Consider the following 18,835-nt stretch of genomic DNA (forward strand, 5'->3'; position numbering starts at 1 on the left):
AAAAAAATTTATGCTCCTACAGATACTTTCACAAATAGCACCTCCATAAATATAATGAACACGATAACGGAACGATCGTTCCGTTATCGACAAAAAAAATTATACTCCTACAATTGCAAAAGTTATCATCTCTTTTGCGCGTTCCGGATCCTGACCTGTTTTTGCCATAATATTTATGCTTTGATGTAAGTTCAGCAATAAATAAGACAATGCTTTGATATCAGTCGATTTATCAATTTCGCCCGATTGTTGACCCTTTTCCAAAAGCTCACAAAAAGCTTGTTCTAACTCCAAGAAACTTGTCTTTATCAACTCATTTATTTTTTCATCTGGCGACTCTAATGTTGTAGCTGTATTCGTTACAAAACACCCGCCCGGCAGGCTGGTATCATATGCTGACGCAATATGATGCTCAAAAAATTGAAGAATTCCATCTCTAACGGTTGATGCCCGTTCAAGAATAACTTGTTTATTAAAGCTCCCCTTTTTATAATGCTCCAGGGCAGCCGTATACAAGGTATGCTTGTCAGAAAAAGTATCATAAAGACTGGACCGGCTGATGCCCATCACTTCCAGTAAATCCGGTATGCTGGCTGCCTCGTATCCTTTTTTCCAAAACAACAGCATCGCTTGGTGCAGCGCTTGATCTTTGTTAAACTCTTTTGTCCTGGCGATAAGTAACACCTCCCGTAATGGTAATATAACATATCTGAACTGATCAGTCCAGAAAAAAGCGAGCAGTTCTTACTCCTTAATTCAAATTTTTGTAACACACTGAAAATTATCTTAACAGTTCGCCGGAAACCTACTGGCTTATGTCGGGATGGTCGCAGATCGGGTTACGTGAGTCAACAAAAAATCTTGAAAGCGCCAGTTAAGTTGTTAGTTCAATAAAGGAACCCAGATCTGTATCTGAGTTCCCCAGTATTTTACATAATTTTCGCTACAATTTTTCCAGTTACTTTTCCTTCTTTTAATTTCACTAAATATTCTGGTATGTCTTCCATAGAGATTACAGTTATTGCTGGAGGCATAATATATTTGTCTGCAATTAGTTTCGCAAATTTATTACCGATAGCAGCCAAGTTAGATTGAGCATAATACTCTAAAACAACTTGATTTACATCTTCATTAATATAATCAATAGCTTTATCTGCACCAAGAGTTTTTACATATTCCAAGTCTCTACCATGACAAGTCGTATATACAGTAAGTCCGCATTGTTTTGCTAACTGAATCGCGTATCCTCCTACTCCACCGGCACACCCATGGATCAAAATTGTCTTCCTTTTTGAGGCCTGAATTTCTGCACTATAGTTTGGTAAGCTGTAAAACCTGCTCCAGCAAAGCTTCTCTTGTATCATCACTTTTCCTTCCAATAAAGGTTTTCCCATCTTCCCTTCTCTGCCATTTCATCTTTTGTTAGTATCCCCAACATCCATCTTTAGTTAATTTGTCCCATCCCATGAAATCTGCATAAAATCCTATTGGTGTTAAAGTTCAGACTGACATAAAACAGAATGTATTTCATCTACGCCCCACAAAACCTGCTGCTTTTACTGCCATTGACTCATGCATCATGTTCATGGTTCGGATGAATTAGAACATTCGGTGCTACTGCTTTATAAGGTGTTGCATACAAATAAAAACAGTGCCTACTATATAAGCCGCAATTAATTTTTTGCCAAATTTCATAGAAATTCCTCCTTAGAATTGTTGTATTATTACTCTGAACTCTGATCCGCAACATATAAGCTAATCCTTTTGAGGTCCTCTTGATTGTCGATTCCTGGCAATCTTTCTCAATGAGGCGGCGACGGTATTCATCCTACACTTCCTGTTTCCACTAATCATCTCCTTTACATTGCAGATTACTATGAAAAGCTGGAGGATAAATAAATATGTACAATCTATAGCTTTTCGCAGTTTCTCAAAAGCGGCCTCATATATACCATTACATTGATAATAGGAAATCACACTAAATCCCAAATTTTTTTCAGTCCATGTCCAACAGATTTCTAAACCATTATGCGCATATTCATACACGTTTCCATTTTTCGATACTCGAGCTTACTAAAACAGGAGGGTTTTTATACAGCCTTTATTTGATTTCTTTAGGATCTTCTCTCTGCGTATCCGAGTGGGAAAATCGCGCTGATTCTGGATAACAGCCGGATTCATCATGCCACGGAGTTACAGCCCTTTTTGATGGAGCATCCGTGCCAATGGGCGGAGCTGCAGAAAGACTCATTAAGCTCTGTGACGGCGATGAAAAAATGGATCGGTCTCATGATAGGCAAGGCTGCCGATTGTGTATACAGCTTAGAAAAAAACTCTTCCGTCGTCGATCGCGTCAAACAATATATCCGGCAAAATTTGAACGAGGATATCAACCGGGATGCGCTTGCAGCGCATGTGTACTTAAATCTGGAGTATTTATCACATATAGAAAAAAACCACCCCGGATAAAGGAGATGGTCGCATGAATAAGCTGCAATACTTCACTCAGAAATTGTTTCATACTAAAATATAAAAGGACATGATTTAGAATTCAATTTATTCCAAATCTTCACCGTTGCTTTGGATAACCTTTTGATACCAATAAAATGATTTTTTCTTACTACGTTTCAGTGTCCCATTACCTTCATCATCACGATCAACGTAAATAAATCCATATCGCTTGCTCATTTCGCCCTTGGTCGCACTAACTAGATCAATACATCCCCAAGTCGTATACCCCATCAGCTCAACGCCGTCTTCTTCGACTGCCGCTTTAAACGCCTTAATATGCTCACGCAGATATTCGATTCGATAATCATCTTCTACATAGCCGTTTTCATCTGGTGTATCCACCGCACCAAGCCCGTTTTCCACAATAAATAATGGCTTCTGATAACGGTCATATAGAATATTCAGCGCTGACCTCAACCCTAAGGGGTCGATCTGCCAGCCCCATTCGGAAGATTTCAAATAAGGATTTTTAATGGATTTAAATATATTTCCAGCCGTTTCATGAGCAACAGATGGATCGGTGGCAACAACTCGGGACGAGTAATAGGAGAACGAAATAAAATCAACTGTATGATGTTTTAATAATTCCCGGTCTCCTTGTTGCATCACAATATGAATATTTTCTCGTTCGAATTTTTTTAGTGCATAATTCGGATAGGCGCCCCGGGCTTGAATGTCAATGAACAGATAATTTTCCCGATCCTTTTCGACTGCTCTAGCATAATCCTCTGGACGGCAAGAATAAGGATAATTATTTCCTCCTGCCAGCATACAGCCAATCCTATTCTCGGGATCAACTTCATGCGCTATTTTAGTTGCAACAGCACTGGCCATTAATTGATGATGCATGGCTTGATATTTTACCTGTTCTTCATTCTCATCTGGTTCAAAGCATAAGCCCGCGCCCAAAAACGGTGCATGCAGTATCATATTCACCTCATTAAAGGTCAACCAATATTTTACCAGCCCTCTGAAATGATTGAATACGGTACGACAATAGTTCTCAAAAAAACCAACCATTTTACGATTACGCCATGAACCGTATTTTTTGATAAGAGTAACTGGAACATCAAAATGGGCTAAAGTTACCAATGGCTCGATATTGTGCTTTCGTAATTCCCGAAATATATTCTCATAAAAGGTTAAACCTTCTTCGTTCGGTTTCTCTTCATCCCCATTGGGGAAAATTCTGGTCCATGATATCGACATGCGATAAGTTTTAAAGCCCATTTCAGCGAATAACTTGATGTCATCAATATACTGATGATACATATCAATTGCTACTTGAGCCGGATAAAAGTGCTGATCATCAAATTCAAGCATTTTAATTTTCCCGGCCATTACTCCTGCTCGATCATTGCCCATAGGCAATAAATCAACAGTTGCTAAACCTCGGTTTCCTAAATTATATCCGCCTTCACTTTGATTTGCCGCGGTTGCGCCGCCCCACAGAAAGTTAGGACCTAACCCCATTCTAGATCACCTCATATGATTTTTTTACACCAATCACAAGAACATCGCTTACGAATTCATGCATATCTATAACTGTCGTTCTCTCTTTAACAGTTGTTACAGCTGCCGCAAATCTGCGGTGTTCAAGATCGATGATGGTAAACTCGTATTCACCAAGGTCCGCATTTAACCTCAGAACTGTATTGACAGGAACATAAATGGCGACCTTGGACAAGCTGGCGGTTGCCGCTGCCCGGATCTCTTCCGTGTTCTTAAGCACAATGTCCCACGGCTGCAAGTCGGTCAGCCCGTACATCTGAAACAGCCATTTGGCAAATCCGTAATCCCAAGCCCCCTCGAATTTAAGCGCGGTCTGCCAATCATAGGGGCTGTCAAACCCTTCTCCGGTAACTCCGAACCGCCTGCCTTTTTTGTGCCAGCTCCAGATTCCGTGCGCACCGTAGGTTACCCCGGCGGCCGCTCCGGATAAAAGACTTTGCCAGGCAGCCTTGCGCACATCGGCACGGCTGAACCGGCCGTACACCTGGCGGCTGTACCCCATCATTTCGTAGCAAGGCTCAGAGTTCAACACCGGCCGTGTTACCGGCTTGCTGCTGAAATCCATAGCTAAGGTGTAGGCCATAGGCTGAAACTGCGAATTGTGGCCGGACTGGTACATGTAGAAATCCAAGTCGGGATCGTTTATGAACTCGTCCGGCACCGCCGCTGTTCTTCCTTGAATATGCAGAGTGGTCAAGCACTCCGGGCTATGCCTTTTCACAACATGAAGTGCCGTCCGGTAATATTCGTTCGCCCGATCGGACGGAAAATCGGTGTCCCCGCTCACGACATAGATCGGGTAGTATTTGGAGAAGCGTTCCGCTGCATAACGCACGTATGGTTCCACTGCATCAAGCGGCATCTTTTTGTCTTCCCGGATTCTGGACGCCCAGGTGTCCGGAATATAATTGCACCAGAGCAGGACCAGCGCCGGCACAAACCCTTTGCCCACCGCTATTTCCACCATTTGCTCGGCTCTTGCGAAATACTCTTCCTTTAGCGAATAAAAATCATAAGTACCGTCTTCACACAGGGCAAACGGCTCCTGATTCAAATCACTGCCGCTGGCATCCCACTGCCGCAGTAAGTTGATCTGCAGAACATTAAAGCCCTGGCTCTTCCTGTAGTCCAGGTAATAGCTCCATTCCTCCAGCGAGATATTGGTAAATGCGCTCCAGACCGTATCCGCCAGGTAGAAAAACGGAGCCCCCTCGCTGACGAAATAACGTTTGTTCTCCGCTATGCCAAGCTTGATCATACAATATTCCCTCTTTCTGGAGTAATGACAGAAAACGGCGATGAACTCGCCGTTTTCCGTGTTTATTGTCCGGTTATGAGGTGACTGCTCCGGCATTGACTCCGGTCGCTTCTTCCTTCTCCGAGGTTTCCTGTGCATCTTGTTCTCTCTTCAGCGCCTGTCTGTCGAGCGTTCTAAAGAACGGATAGTAAATCAGCATACAGACTGGAATAAGTACAAGCTGCGCGACTGCAAGTCTCCAACTGCCCTCGATGATCCCCAGCGCAAAGATCGGAGTGCCGAATGCGGGATAAATCCCGATGGGTGCAGGCAGTAAGCCGATGGTGGTCGCAAAATAGCCAAGCACCACGCAAACGATAGGGGAAGCGATAAACGGAACCGCCAGGAGCGGATTCAGAACGACCGGTATGCCGAAGTTCAGGGGCTCGTGTATCGAGAAGAACGTCCCCGGGAGGCCCAGTTTCCCAATCGTACGGAGCTGCTTGCTCTTGGCGAGAAAGACCAGCAACAGTGCGAAGCCGAGCATTGGTGCATAATTAGCAAAAATGTACCAGAACGCCAATCCGATAATGTTCGGCAGCGGTGCACCGGCCTGAAAGGCTTCGAGGTTCGCAAGATCCAGACTCATCCAGATGGGCTTCACGATAGCCAAAGTCACGATAGCTCCGTGAATCCCGAACATCCAGAGTGCCTGCATAATGATCAGCGCGATAATCATGGCCCCCAGTGATCCGCCCAGCCCTTCCAGCGGCACTTGCAAATAGGTATAAATAAACTCATGAACCGTAACGAAGGAGGTCTGCATGAACAGGCCCGAAATCACTACGAATACAACAGCTACGAGTATCGCCGGAATTAATCCCGAAAAGGTTTTGACGACCGTAGGCGGAACTCCCTCCGGCATTTTAATGGTCCAGTTGCGGTCAACAATCCATATATACAATCTCGAGGCGATCAAGCCGACGAACATGGCTACAAACAAACCCTGTGCGCCAAGCCATTGCAGTGGCAGCGCCCGAACCTTATCGAAGGTCTCTACCGGCGTGAGGATAAGGAACGAGAGCAGCGCAGTCGCAGCGGGAACCAACGGGTCCTTGTCGAAGGCCTGCGCCAGTCTGTAAGCAATGAAGAATACGGCATACAGGGCGATAACCCCCGTAGTCATGGTTGATGCCAATCCGATAATTCCCTTTACCGGTGCAATAAAGTTCTGATAAGGCTCCCAGGCAAGCGCAGAGAACAGCGTCGAGAACGCCCCGACAATCAGAAAAGGGAGTGTTGACATCAGACCATTCGAAATAGCGCTCATATAGCGGTTTTGCTGAATTTTACCTGCATATCTTTGCAGCTTGTGGGATAGCTTTTTTTCATTTGCCATATCCGTTCAACTCCTGCTTTAGAATTTCATCTGATAACCATCATCTAGATAACGCTTCCATTTGATGAAATTACATTCTTGCCAATAAAAGCTGTTCTTGCGAATCCGCGCAGCTGCTTCAGATCGTACTTATAAGATCACAGGCTTAAAGCATCGGCAAGCACTTTCTCACCGTTCATCATGCCATAGTCCATTCGGTCGATTACGCTCACTTTAATGCCTTTAGGTTCATATTTACTTTTAAAATCACCTTCCAGATAGCCGACCTGCGGTCCAATCAGCAGCACATCCGTCTTGTCCGCATACTCCTTGAAGGAGCTTTCGGAGGTGGCCCTGATCTCTACCTCAACATTTTGGGCCTGGGCCGCCTTCTGCATTTTCTGTACCAGCATACTTGTAGACATTCCCGCTGCGCATACCAGAGTAATTTGTTTCATTCATAGTCCTCCCTGATTGTAGTGTTATGGACAACCGCCGCTTCATAGCGGTTCAATCTGCTATATAGCTCCACAATATGTCCCGCCAAATCCTTTGTCGTAATTGCCGACATCAGATGATCCTGTGCATGTACCATCAACAGTGTCACTTCATGTGCGACTCCTCCCGCTTCCTGCTGGATCAGCCTTGTTTGCGATTTATGCGCACCCACCAGCTCCTTCTTGCATTCCTCCAGGCATTCTGCTGCCTGCTCTGAATGGCCTTTCTGGGCAAGGGCAATAGCTTCCATAGCCTTGCTCTTGGCGATTCCCGAATTAGTTATAATTCCCATAATAATTTCCTGATACTCATCCATTGCGTTCACCTCTTACATTTCATTTCTTTGTCTTACAAGATCAGTGTATACGATTACAACTCACTTCTAAACGTAATCCTTTTCCGCTACAAGCGGAAATGCTTACATCCGCACGCATTCAACACCAAAAGCAGAATACAAGATTCAATAAAAAGGATCTGCACCGCTGCCTGACCGAAAACCCGGTCAAACACCATACAGATCCTTGGTCCATCAATACAGTTTATGTCTGACAATAATTCTGGCAAACTCCGCATACGTTTTGCATTTCAGCATTTGCTGGATAATCTCGGAATCGTCGACCAGGCCCATCAGATGCTGATACATTTTCGCCTGGGGTTCTTCGCCGCTCTTGTCAATACTGAGCAGGCAGATAAATTGCACCGGCCGGCCGGACCAGTCAATCGGAGACTTAAGTGTACAGATGGCCCATACCGTGCGGTTGCTTTGCGGAATGATGGGATGGGGAATGGCCACCAAATTCCCATAGGCTGTCGGTGCTGCATTTTCCCGTTCCAGAACCAGGCCGATGAAACCTTCGGAAGAGCGGATCAACCCGAATTCAGACATTTTGTCCCCGAGGAAAGTAATGATCTCTTCCTTCGTGGTAAAGCTCTGTCTCAGAAACACGAGTTCCTCCATAATGTAGCGGAAGGAATACGGCTTCTCGCCATTCAGCAAAGCATTAATGTTCTCCATATCCCCACCCCCCAGGAGTGTCTGCACGACAACCACCGGAACAGAAAACGGCTGTGGGATGGGGACTGTGCTTACTACAAAATCAATGTTGTGCAAAGGGACCTGCTGCAGCTTGTAAAACTCGGTCGTCCCCACAACCTCCAGTCTCTCGCCGAATTTGCTCCTTAGCTTGTAATAAAGCAGACGCGCGCTGCCTAAACCCGAAGTGCATACGACCAGGCAACGTTTGGGCCTGATATCCATCTGCTGTCTTTCCATGGCTGCACCGATATGAATAGCCAGGTACCCCATTTCCGTCTCGGGAATCAACATATTGAGCTTACTTTCAATTAGCTTGGCTCCGATGACACCTGCCTGAAAAGCCAGGGGATAGTTGCTCTTCACATGCTCAAGCATCGGATTGCGGATGCTCATCCCGTATCTGACACGGTTCAGCGCCGGCTTCAAATGAAGGCTAATGCCCATCAACAGCTCTTGATCCCTGCTGATTCTCAAGTTAAGGTCCCTGTCAATTTCAGCAAGGATTTCCTTCCCCAGCTCATAAATCCTGCGATCCAACAGCTTCTCGGGACCGGCATCTTCCTTCTCTTCCCCGGTGACCCCCGCAAACCACTTATTGCCGGCCAGATGCATGGCTATATAGGCAACCTCATCTTCGGGAAAAGATAAGTCCAGCTCTCGTTCAATCAGCGCAACAATCTGCTCAGCGGCCTGGAATTCCTCAGCGGCCCGGAATTCTTCCTTCTCATCCACAAGCATCGCGACCCGGTTCCCGTCACGAATCCGCTTACAGGCGATCGCAATATGAATAGACAGATTGCTGAAGGCAACATCCGACAGGCTCACGCCAAGCTTCTGAATCTGTTCCAGAATAATGCTGCGTATCAGCGTCATCTCGCGGGGAGAGACAATGCGAGCCGCATCCTGTATTCCTCCGGCGCGCTCTTCATCCGAGCGGTTCACCACAAATTCTGATATGCACAAACGCAACCGTACTTCATCGCCTCTCAGCTTTATGCCATAGTTCGGGCGCTTGTCGATACCAATCCCATAAGCAAGCAACGTCTGCTTGACCTCTTTGAAATCGTTCTGAACAGTGGACTTGCTGACATAGAGCTCATCTGCCAGCTCTTCAAGCTTCAAATACGCTCCGGCAAGCAGGAGACGCCTGATTAAATAAAGCTGCCGGTATTCAGGTGATCCCGAATCTTCCGGTTCATTGTTCATAAACAATTGCTGCAGCAGCATACGAAAGCTGCTGTCGTCTGTAATCTTCAGTTCATACCCTCTTGAGCGAACAGGTTGAACCGATGCTCCATGCTTGGCCAGGAACTCATCCAGCTCTCTGATGTCACTGCGTACGGTGCGTGAAGTAACCTGGATCAATTTTGCCAGATGCTCGCTTTTGACAGGAATGTCCGCAGCCAGCAGATGCTGTAAAATCGAAACCATGCGTGAATTCATTCAAGGTCCCCCTGTTCTTATAAATGCAATACGATTTTAGTCCAGCCCGGAGCTGTCCGGCATTTGTCCCGCAAGCCCGGAACCGGCAGGAGCTGCGCAGGAATTCCGTTCCACCAAAATGGTGTCCACTATAATTTTGCTTGTCCCCTGTGAGCCCTGCGAGAGTGTATCAGTCAGCAGATCAACTGCCAAACTGGCCATTCTTTCTTTATCTACGTGAATAGTTGTCAACTCCGGAGTGACAACCAGCGATTCATTAATATTATCAAAGCCAATGACCGAAGTATGCTGCGGTACCCGGATGCCCAACTCGTTCATCGTCTTCATGGCGCTGATAGCTATATAGTCACATTCGCAGAACCAGGCCGTAGGCATACTGTTCCCGTTCTCCAGATAGGTGGTCAACTGACGTTTCAGCTCATCCTGAGAAGTAAGAATAGTTGGCGCTACGGACAAATATGCTGCCTCGGGTACCCTCAGACCCCGCTCAGAAAGCGCCGCCATAAAGCCGCGTTTACGTTCCTCAAAATTGTGAATTCGCAAATTGGAAGCGATATAGCCAATCGAGGTATGTCCAATGTTGCACAAATAGACCCCGGCCTGATATGCACCCATTACATTATTAATTTGAATGAATTGTACAGGCAACGTCTCAAAGCAGGTATCGAGCACAATCAGATTCGGCAGTTTGGCATGAATATCCCTGATTTGTTCACGGGTCAAATTGGTGCCCAGCACTATGGTTCCGACACTGCGTTTCTCATCGGCTACCACCTGGATATCCCTCTGAAAAAATTCTACATCTAACGTTGAAAAAATCAGGGCATATCCTTTCTGCCGGCAGCGTTCTTCAATAAAATGAATCAATTCTTTAAAAAATGGCTGCTGATAATATTCTTCAAGGATAATCCCTGAATTTGTACATACAAGAAAAAGCAACGATTTATCTGCTTTTGTAACGGCTACTTCCCTGCTCTTGGGGCTGTATCCAGCTTCATAGGCTACTTGGAGAATGCGTTCTCGCGTATCCGGGCCAATTCCCGGCTTGCCACTGAAGGCCAACGAAACGGCTGCTTTGGATACATTGGCCAGTTTAGCGATATCTTCCATCTTCATGCCTTGATTCTCCATTTCCTAATAAGTTAACAAACACAACAATGTGATACGTGAAGTGTACACCGAAACTGAATTCGATGCAATGTTTAGCTGAATTAAGTTCATTTTGTTTAGTTATAAGTTTAGGTATTATCACTAAACAAAACTAAATTATTCATTGACACCGCTTAATTCCAATGTTAACATGGCGTCGTAATAAAAAATATATTAAATTAAGTTAAAATAACTAAACTAAATAATATTGTTTAGTTGTCGTTTTCATTTCAGCAGGATTGAAATATTCCATACCGAGGAGAAATGATGATGAAGAAGTTAAAGTTGGGTTATGCCCCAACACGACGTTTTACGTTCAGTGCTGAGGATGCATTCAAGTACAAAGTAGAAATCCGCAAGCAAATTGAGAGCTTTGGAATGGATATTGACATTGTGGACCTGGAAGGCCTAAACGAGGAAGGGCTGCTGTACGACGACCATATTAATGCCGATCTGATTGCCAAGCGGTTCAAAGAGGAAGAAGTCGATGCCGTATTTTTTCCGCATTGTAACTTCGGCACCGAAGACACCGTAGCCCGCGTTGGCAAAGCGCTCGGCAAGCCCGTTCTGCTCTGGGGGCCGCGGGATGAAGCGCCGCTTGCAGACGGCATGCGCCTGCGCGATACTCAATGCGGTATTTTCGCCACAGGCAAAGTACTGCGCAGATTCAACGTCCCCTTCACTTATGTAACCAACAGCTGGGTGAATGATCCAGTATTCGAGCGGGGCTTCACCAACTTCGTCGCAGCAGCCAATGTTGTGCGCCAGTTCAAGAGCCTGCGCATTCTCCAGATTGGTCCGCGTCCTGCTTCATTCTGGACCATGATGTGCAATGAGGGCGAGCTGCTTGAACGCTTCGGCATTGAAATTCATCCGATTACCCTTGTTGATATTCAGCTCCGCACCCGAAAAATTGCGGCCGGCAACAGCGCCGAGCTGCTGGATACGATGGATTACATTAAAGAAAAGCTCGATTACAGCGAAGTGACCGAGGATGATGTAAGGCGAATCGCCGCTTTAAAGGTTGCCATGAAGTCCTTTGCCCGCGAGACGGGAAGCAGTGCTATCGCTATCCAGTGCTGGTCTTCGCTGCAGGAGGCCCTGTCGATCATGCCCTGTCTGGCCAATGCAATCCTGACGGATGAACAAATTCCAGTCACCTGTGAAACGGACATCCATGGAGCCATTACTTCCATTATGGTGCAGGCTGCCGCCATGAATGAATTGCCAACCTTTTTTGCGGACATTACCATCCGACACCCCGAAAACGACAACGGGGAGCTGCTTTTCCATTGCGGCAATTTCCCTGTCTCGCTTTCTGTGGAGCAGAAGCCGAAGCTGCGTAAGCATTTCCTCTTTGACGACCATGCTCCAGGAACCCATGAAGGTGAAATTCGCGGTGGCGGCATGACCATTGCCCGGTTCGACGGCGACCAGGGTGAATACTCGATGTTCCTGGGCAAAGCCCGTGGCATCGAAGGCCCTTATACCCGCGGCTCCTATGTATGGGTGGAAGTGAATGACTGGCCACTGTGGGAAGAAAAGCTCGTCAAAGGTCCTTATGTTCATCATTCCGTAGGCATCCATGCCAATGTTATTCCGGCCATATATGAGGCCTGCAATTATATCCCCGGCCTGACGCCGGACCCTGTAGACCCTACAGAACAGGAAATCCAAAGCTGGCTCAGGGGTTCGGATCTTGCCCGCACTAAACAGTCAAATCTTCACATGTAAAGAAAAGATCTGCTCTATTAACATCTATAAGAGGAGGATATTATGGAAATCCAGGAACTGAAAGTCAAGGCCGCACAAATCCGGATGGATCTGCTGACTATTATTCACCGCGCCAAAACGGGTCATACTGGGGGATCTTTGAGTAACACGGACATTTTAACGGCTTTATATTTTGAAATTATGAATATTGATCCCGCTAATTCGAAATGGGAAGACCGTGACCGCTTCATTGCCAGCAAAGGCCATTCTGTAGAATCACTATGGTGTGTTCTGGCTGACCGCGGTTTCTTCCCCAGAGAAGAACTGGAAACCTACAGCCAGTTCGGCACCCGCCTCATCGGCCACCCGAACAACAAGGTTCCCGGCATCGAGATGAATACCGGCGCGCTCGGCCATGGTCTGCCCATCTCCGTCGGCATGGCACTGGCGGCCAAGCGGGACGGGCGGTCTTACCGTGTGTTCTGTCTGATGGGAGACGGCGAGCAGGCCGAAGGCTCCAACTGGGAAGCCGCCATGGCAGGCGCCCATTATAAACTGGATAATCTGGTCGGCATTATCGACCGCAACCGGCTTCAAATCAGCGGAACTACCGAAGAGGTCATGGGCCTCGACCCGCTGGACGAGAAATGGGCTGCCTTCGGCTGGAACGTTGTTTCCATCAACGGCAACGATATGGAAGAACTGCTGCAGGCATTCCGCGCCGTACCGGAAGTACCCGGCAAACCAACGCTGATTATGGCCAATACGACCAAGGGAAAGGGTGTATCCTTCGCCGAGAATGTTCCCGCCTGGCACCACCATGTGCCAAACGATGAGGAACTGGCGCTGGCCCTGACTGAGCTGAGCACGTCCATTGAGGAATTGACACAGAAAGGGCAGGTGTAATAACAATGAACAAGATTCCTAACCGCCAAGTCATCTGTGACACACTGCTGGAATTGGCCAAAGACGACCGGGATATTATGGTACTAGCCAGTGATTCACGCGGTTCTGCCGCGATGGCTCCTTTCGCCAATACATTTCCGGAGCAATTCGTCGAAGTGGGTATTGCAGAACAGAACATTGTAGGCATGTCCGCCGGCTTGGCCCACAGCGGCAAGAAACCTTTTGTCACTTCACCTGCCTGCTTCCTGAGCATGCGCAGCATTGAGCAAATCAAGGTTGACGTCGCTTATTCGCGGACCAATGTGAAGCTGATCGGGATCAGCGGCGGTGTAAGCTACGGTGCGCTTGGCATGTCCCATCACTCCGTACAGGACATCGCGGTGGCCCGCGCCATTCCGGGACTGGCGATTGTGCTTCCTGCCGACCGCCACGAAACGAAGAAGCTGACCGAAGCGCTGGTTAAATATGACGGCGGCGTATATGTGCGGATCGGACGCAACCCGGTCGAGGACGTATACGAATCCGACGATTACCCGTTTGAAATAGGTAAGGCTGTAATTGTACAGGAAGGTTCCGATATTACGATCATTGCCGCCGGTGAAACCGTACGTGTTGCCCTCGATGCCGCCAAGGCTCTTTCCGAAAATGGCGTATCCGCACGGGTCATCAACATGCATACAATTAAACCCTTGGACGAAGAAGCCATAATTGCTGCGGCACGGGAGACCGGACGCATTATTACAGTTGAAGAGCACAGCATTTACGGCGGTCTTGGCGCTGCCGTGGCGGAGGTTGTCGTACAGCATCATCCCGTTCCGATGAAGGTGCTCGGCATCCCGGATGAGCCGGCCATTGCCGGCAAAACAGCGGAGGTCTTCCGCCACTACGGCCTTACGGGCGACAATATCAAGCAAATCGCACTCGAATTGATCAACAAGTAAAGGGCGAAGCATATGGACCACAATCAGAAATATATCTTGGCCATTGACCAGAGCACTTCAGGCACCAAAGCACTCTTAGTAAACTCTGAAGGAGCAGTCATCGCCCGCAGCGGAATGGCGCATAAACAGCATTTCCCCCAGCCCGGCTGGGTAGAGCATGACCCTCTCGAAATTTATAATAATGTCATTAAGGTGGCCCGCAGCGTGCTGGAGCAAACCGGCATCCACCCAGCGGAGCTGGCTGCCCTGACCCTCACGAACCAGCGGGAAACTGCGCTGATGTGGGATAAGACAACCGGTCAGCCGGTATATAATGCCATCGTCTGGCAATGCCAGCGTACTGCGGACCTATGCGCCGGGCTGAAGCAAGCGGGTCACGAAAGCAACATCCGTGCCAAAACAGGACTTATGCTCGACCCTTATTTCTCCGCCACCAAATGGAGCTGGATCATTAGGCATGCAAAAGGAGCAGCAGAACTACTGGCCGAAGGAAAGCTGCTCGCAGGAACCATAGACAGCTGGCTGATCTGGAAGTTGACCGGCGGCAGCACACATGCTACCGACTATACGAACGCCAGCCGCACCTCGCTGTTCAATATCCATACCTTGGAATGGGACGAAGAGCTTCTCCGGATTTTCGATGTCCCCCCTTCCCTGCTGCCTGAGGTTAAGCCGTCCGATGCCATATTCGGATATACGGCGGACAGTAGCCTTTTTAATGAAAGAGTCCCGATCTCAGGTGTAATCGGGGATTCCCAGGGCGCATTGTATGGCCATCTCTGCTTTAAGCCCGGGAGTGCCAAGGCCACCTTTGGTACCGGCACCTCTGTGTTGATGAATATAGGCGACACCCCGATCGATGGCGGTGACGGTCTTGTAACTGCTGTCGCCTGGGGGGCGGGGGGAAAGGTGACGTACGCGCTTGAAGCCATCATCCGGACAACAGGTGATAGCATCAAATGGACGCAGGATAATTTAGGGCTTTTCTCTACCTTAGAGGAAATGCAGGAATTGGTCGAAAGTGTTCCCGCGAACGACGGCGTTTATCTTGTGCCTGCTTTTGTCGGAATGGGTGCACCCTATTGGGATCCTTACGCCCGGGCGGCTATTACCGGCATGAACCGCGGAACCACCAAAGCCCATATTGTCCGGGCTGCTCTGGAGAGCATTGCCTACCAAGTCAGGGACGCGGTGGAATTCATGGAGCAGCAGTCCGGCATTCAACTGCTCGGTCTGCGGACCGACGGCGGAGCTTCATCCAATGTCTGGCTCATGCAATTTCAAGCCGATATCCTGGGCAACGTGGTGGCTCGGTCGACCTGCGCTGAACTGTCGGCCATGGGCTCGGTATATCTCGGGGGGCTCGGCACAGGTGTTTGGTCCGACCCGGAGCAGCTTGCAGCCCAGCTTACGCTGTACGAGACGTACGAACCCAAGCTAGATGACGCTACCCGACAAAATAATTACACAGGCTGGCAGCGGGCTGTCCAGTCCGTGGTGCAGCGGATTTAATAGAGTCCATTTGAGCCTCAGAATGACGCATCATTATGGTGCAGCATCACTTAATTTCTGGTTTGATCGGCTTTGTGACCCCAATGTGGAGATTCAAACCACCCGGAAAATGTCTACAACTCACGATGTATAAGGTGGCTGGCATACCATTAATAGAATAGATGGCCGAAGCCGGTAAACATTAATGCCTGGATTCCAAAGTTGAATTCCAACATAAATTCTCATGGTTCTGGCGCTGCCCATATATGTTGCCCAATTTAAGAAAGCCTGCAATTGTGCAGGCTTTTTGACTGCTTTCTTTGAGGAAGAAAAAACTGCAAATCTGAACAATGAGCGATGTTCTGATCTTTTAATAAAAAAGATCGCACGCCCTCAATACTACATGAGAGTCATGCGATCTTCTCTTAGTTCTCTCCCAGGCTGTAATCAAGGTAATGTTACGTTCAGCAAGCTCATAGCCTAAAGCCTCGGAGCTTTCTTTATCTATCGACGATGCTCATGAATACCTTTGGGCTAGCTTTTTCTTATGGGAGTGGAATATTTCCTCTAATGAAATATCATACTTGTTTGCGATAACAATAAGATTTCCAAGCACATCCCCAAGTTCTTCCGTTAATTGGCTTTTATTTTCTTCAAATGATCCTCTGCTCTCATCAGGCCGATCTCTGCCGATTTCAAGTGCCCGGATAGCTCTTGCAACCTCACCCGTTTCTTCGGCTAAAAAGCCAAAACGAATGAATATATCCAAATCCGACCAGCCTCTGTCTTGATAATACTGTTTTACCCACTCTTGAAAATCAGTAATGTCCAATGATGACCCTCCAATATGTAAGATACAATTCATTCAATGCTTTTGTATGATGTACACGCCCGACACAAGTAAAACTACACCCACAATTCTATAAGGGTTTATTAGGTGAACATCATTTCCTAAAAGACCGAAATGGTCAAATATAATGGCAAGAATGATTTGACCACAGATTACCAGGCTGAACATATTGGCAAATCCGATTTTAGGAGAAACAAATATTGTTGTGAAAATATAAAACGCACCAAATAGACCACCTGCTAACATCCACCAACGGACACTCTTAATCGTATTTTCACCCGACATTGTATAGGTACCGTTTGCTAAAGTATAGCAAAATACAAGAGCAAGACCCAATGCCCCTACAGCAAAACTAATGAATGAGGAGAGAATTGGACTTCCGACTTTTGAGCGAAGCTGTCCATTTATTCCAACCTGTAAGGTTAGAGAAATCCCCGATAAAAATGAAAGCAGATAATACAGTAGTGACATATTTGTCGCCTCCCTTGCGGATAAGTCATTGACTACATTCTTTCAGCTCATTATATTGAATAAATAGATATAAGTGAAATACGATTTTTGGATAGGAGGTATACTGAATTCTTATATGTCTATTAATTTAGAGCTTTATAAAATTTTTTATACGACTGCAAAATTGGGAAGCATCTCTAAAGCTGCGAAGGAGTTATTTAGCTCTCAGCCCGCAATAAGTCAATCCATAAAGCAGTTAGAGGAAAAACTTGGGGGGCGGTTATTTTATAGAAATGCAAAAGGTGTTTCACTGACCGTTGAGGGAGAAATTATGTTTCAGTACATCGAGCAGGGTTATGGTCTGATGCTGACAGCCGAGCGGAAGTTTTCTGAACTGAAGCAGATGCAGGCGGGACAATTACGGATATCAGTATGCAGTGCAGTATGCAAATACGATTTATTACAATATATCAGCCAATATAATCGTGAATACCCAAATATCAAAATGTATATAAAAGATGATTCAAGTCATGAAATAGCGAGGCTATTAAACGTAGGCGAAATTGATATCGGTATTTTGAATCTCTACAATACGGATGAAAGTAATCTTGATATTATCAAAACCTTACAAATGAAGGACTGTTTCGTTGTAGGCGAAAAGTATAAACATCTTTGTGAGGAATCTTTATCCATTCAAAAGCTAACAGAAAACTACCCTATTATCCTCCTTCAACAGGGTGGGAGTACACGAGAATATATTGATGAATATTTCCGTTCTCACGGAATCGCTATAGACCCACAAATCGAACTTAGCAACATGGATTTGATGGTAGAATTCGCCATTAAGGGATTAGGGATTGCTTGCATTATGAAGGATTATGTTCAAAAAGAATTGAAAAGCAAACAGTTATATGAGTTAGTGATTGCGGAAAAGATACCCTCAAGAAGTCTGGGAATAGCTACAAAAAAAGGGATGCCTTTGTCAACAGCTACACAAAAATTTATTAATATTTTTGATGCACAGTAGTCATGTTCAAAAAATAAAGGGGAAAATAAAAATCCGCGATACTCTTTTGCAAAAGAGCATCGCGGATTTTTAATACCCCAATTTCTCATTGATGATAATTACTTTTATCCTGTCTTTTATAAATTGTCCTGCAATTAAAACAAAATGATTGCATATTCTCTGCTTATGATGGCAATCAATACACCGATTACGAAGAGTATATCTATCTGGATAAGTTTGTGTTTGTTAATGGTCTTCCACTTGTAGTAATCGAATGCAAAAGCCCAATGGTTTCCATTGATGAACAGATCGGCAAAGCCGTCAAGCAGATGCTGCGCTACCAAAAAAGCTATGAGCATCTTTTTCACTATAAAAGAATGGATGGAACGATTTAATGGTGTAGCAACAAAATACCTAAACGGTTATTTGATTTGGCATTGTTTCTTAGAATTAAATAAAAAATTTCCCTTAAAAGAAAATACGAATGAAATGTTATTGAACGCCTGTAAAAAAGCAAACTTCACAACTGTAATTGATATTAGAAATTTAAACTGATGTAATTCACTATGGAAGCTAAGTTAGCTCTAGAAGGATCTTTCATTTTCCACAAAAATTAGAGAGAAAATGATAAACTGATTTTAATATGTACGGACATATTGTAGGGGGAGGATTTATCCTACCAATAAGTACATTGGCTTTATCTGTTTATATTTG

18 protein-coding genes and 1 pseudogene are annotated in these 18,835 nt (G+C 46.1%); 8 read left to right on the top strand and 11 right to left on the bottom strand.

Translation table 11 applies throughout. The annotated features are described in order from the left end of the window. Positions 1–99: 99 nt before the first annotated feature. Both ACQ76X_RS05650 and ACQ76X_RS05655 read right to left on the bottom strand, forming a co-directional pair. The gene (locus ACQ76X_RS05650) at positions 100–684 is read right to left on the bottom strand and encodes a TetR/AcrR family transcriptional regulator (RefSeq protein ID WP_438492187.1); all 585 of its coding nucleotides are present in this window, start codon (positions 682–684) and stop codon (positions 100–102) included. Between the two features lie 245 nt (positions 685–929). Continuing rightward, positions 930–1,394, bottom strand: a complete 465-nt coding sequence (locus ACQ76X_RS05655) for a zinc-binding dehydrogenase (RefSeq protein WP_438492189.1) — start codon at positions 1,392–1,394, stop codon at positions 930–932. A gap of 811 nt (positions 1,395–2,205) precedes the next feature. Here ACQ76X_RS05655 and ACQ76X_RS05660 point away from each other — a divergent pair. Next, positions 2,206–2,469 (top strand): hypothetical protein, encoded by a 264-nt coding sequence (locus ACQ76X_RS05660; protein WP_438492191.1) that lies wholly within the window; start codon positions 2,206–2,208, stop codon positions 2,467–2,469. Between the two features lie 87 nt (positions 2,470–2,556). Here ACQ76X_RS05660 and ACQ76X_RS05665 read toward each other — a convergent pair whose 3' ends face one another. The 7 genes from ACQ76X_RS05665 to ACQ76X_RS05695 all read right to left on the bottom strand — a co-directional run bounded on the left by ACQ76X_RS05665 (position 2,557) and on the right by ACQ76X_RS05695 (position 10,731). After that, entirely contained in the window at positions 2,557–3,984 is a 1,428-nt protein-coding gene (locus tag ACQ76X_RS05665) for a 6-phospho-beta-glucosidase (protein WP_438492192.1), read from the bottom strand. Position 3,985: 1 nt separating this feature from the next. After that, complete coding sequence (locus ACQ76X_RS05670) at positions 3,986–5,281, bottom strand: apiosidase-like domain-containing protein (RefSeq protein WP_438492193.1); 1,296 nt, start codon at positions 5,279–5,281, stop codon at positions 3,986–3,988. A gap of 73 nt (positions 5,282–5,354) precedes the next feature. Further along, on the bottom strand, positions 5,355–6,659 hold the full coding sequence (locus ACQ76X_RS05675; RefSeq protein WP_438492195.1) for a PTS sugar transporter subunit IIC: 1,305 nt from the start codon (positions 6,657–6,659) through the stop codon (positions 5,355–5,357). A 137-nt stretch (positions 6,660–6,796) separates the two neighbouring features. Then, positions 6,797–7,096, bottom strand: a complete 300-nt coding sequence (locus tag ACQ76X_RS05680) for a PTS sugar transporter subunit IIB (protein ID WP_076109937.1) — start codon at positions 7,094–7,096, stop codon at positions 6,797–6,799. Continuing rightward, a complete protein-coding gene (locus ACQ76X_RS05685; protein WP_438492197.1) occupies positions 7,093–7,452 on the bottom strand; it encodes a PTS lactose/cellobiose transporter subunit IIA in 360 nt (119 codons plus the stop codon). The genes ACQ76X_RS05680 and ACQ76X_RS05685 overlap by 4 nt, the downstream gene beginning before the upstream one ends. A gap of 213 nt (positions 7,453–7,665) precedes the next feature. Then, the gene (locus ACQ76X_RS05690; RefSeq protein ID WP_438492199.1) at positions 7,666–9,615 is read right to left on the bottom strand and encodes a BglG family transcription antiterminator; all 1,950 of its coding nucleotides are present in this window, start codon (positions 9,613–9,615) and stop codon (positions 7,666–7,668) included. A 36-nt stretch (positions 9,616–9,651) separates the two neighbouring features. Then, on the bottom strand, positions 9,652–10,731 hold the full coding sequence (locus ACQ76X_RS05695) for a LacI family DNA-binding transcriptional regulator (RefSeq protein ID WP_340897029.1): 1,080 nt from the start codon (positions 10,729–10,731) through the stop codon (positions 9,652–9,654). Positions 10,732–11,034: 303 nt separating this feature from the next. Here ACQ76X_RS05695 and ACQ76X_RS05700 point away from each other — a divergent pair, with 303 nt between their 5' ends. Genes ACQ76X_RS05700 through glpK form a run of 4 tightly spaced genes read left to right on the top strand, consistent with a single transcriptional unit; the run spans position 11,035 to position 15,836 of the window. Next, on the top strand, positions 11,035–12,498 hold the full coding sequence (locus ACQ76X_RS05700; RefSeq protein ID WP_340897028.1) for an L-fucose/L-arabinose isomerase family protein: 1,464 nt from the start codon (positions 11,035–11,037) through the stop codon (positions 12,496–12,498). Between the two features lie 42 nt (positions 12,499–12,540). Further along, complete coding sequence (locus ACQ76X_RS05705; RefSeq protein ID WP_438492201.1) at positions 12,541–13,383, top strand: transketolase; 843 nt, start codon at positions 12,541–12,543, stop codon at positions 13,381–13,383. Positions 13,384–13,388: 5 nt separating this feature from the next. Continuing rightward, the gene (locus ACQ76X_RS05710) at positions 13,389–14,324 is read left to right on the top strand and encodes a transketolase family protein (RefSeq protein WP_038595278.1); all 936 of its coding nucleotides are present in this window, start codon (positions 13,389–13,391) and stop codon (positions 14,322–14,324) included. Positions 14,325–14,336: 12 nt separating this feature from the next. Beyond that, positions 14,337–15,836, top strand: a complete 1,500-nt coding sequence (gene glpK / locus ACQ76X_RS05715; protein ID WP_438492203.1) for a glycerol kinase GlpK — start codon at positions 14,337–14,339, stop codon at positions 15,834–15,836. Positions 15,837–16,332: 496 nt separating this feature from the next. Here the strand turns inward: glpK and ACQ76X_RS05720 are convergent, their stop codons facing one another. Then, positions 16,333–16,647 carry a MazG nucleotide pyrophosphohydrolase domain-containing protein gene (locus tag ACQ76X_RS05720; protein ID WP_438492205.1) on the bottom strand — a complete coding sequence of 105 codons (315 nt, stop codon included), beginning with the start codon at positions 16,645–16,647 and terminating at the stop codon, positions 16,333–16,335. A gap of 33 nt (positions 16,648–16,680) precedes the next feature. Then, positions 16,681–17,136 carry a DMT family transporter gene (locus ACQ76X_RS05725; protein WP_438492206.1) on the bottom strand — a complete coding sequence of 152 codons (456 nt, stop codon included), beginning with the start codon at positions 17,134–17,136 and terminating at the stop codon, positions 16,681–16,683. A 115-nt stretch (positions 17,137–17,251) separates the two neighbouring features. Here ACQ76X_RS05725 and ACQ76X_RS05730 point away from each other — a divergent pair, with 115 nt between their 5' ends. From ACQ76X_RS05730 to ACQ76X_RS05740, 3 genes and pseudogenes are all read left to right on the top strand, one after another. After that, the gene (locus ACQ76X_RS05730; RefSeq protein WP_438492208.1) at positions 17,252–18,142 is read left to right on the top strand and encodes a LysR family transcriptional regulator; all 891 of its coding nucleotides are present in this window, start codon (positions 17,252–17,254) and stop codon (positions 18,140–18,142) included. Between the two features lie 218 nt (positions 18,143–18,360). Continuing rightward, on the top strand, positions 18,361–18,516 hold the full coding sequence (locus ACQ76X_RS05735) for a type I restriction endonuclease (protein ID WP_342436645.1): 156 nt from the start codon (positions 18,361–18,363) through the stop codon (positions 18,514–18,516). Further along, positions 18,491–18,676, top strand: a pseudogene (locus tag ACQ76X_RS05740) (IS1595 family transposase); the annotation flags it as partial. The gene ACQ76X_RS05735 and the pseudogene ACQ76X_RS05740, both read left to right, overlap by 26 nt. Between the last annotated feature and the right edge of the window lie 159 nt (positions 18,677–18,835).

The sequence above is a fragment of the Paenibacillus sp. IHBB 3054 genome, assembly GCF_051594305.1.
Lineage (GTDB): Bacteria > Bacillota > Bacilli > Paenibacillales > Paenibacillaceae > Paenibacillus_AQ.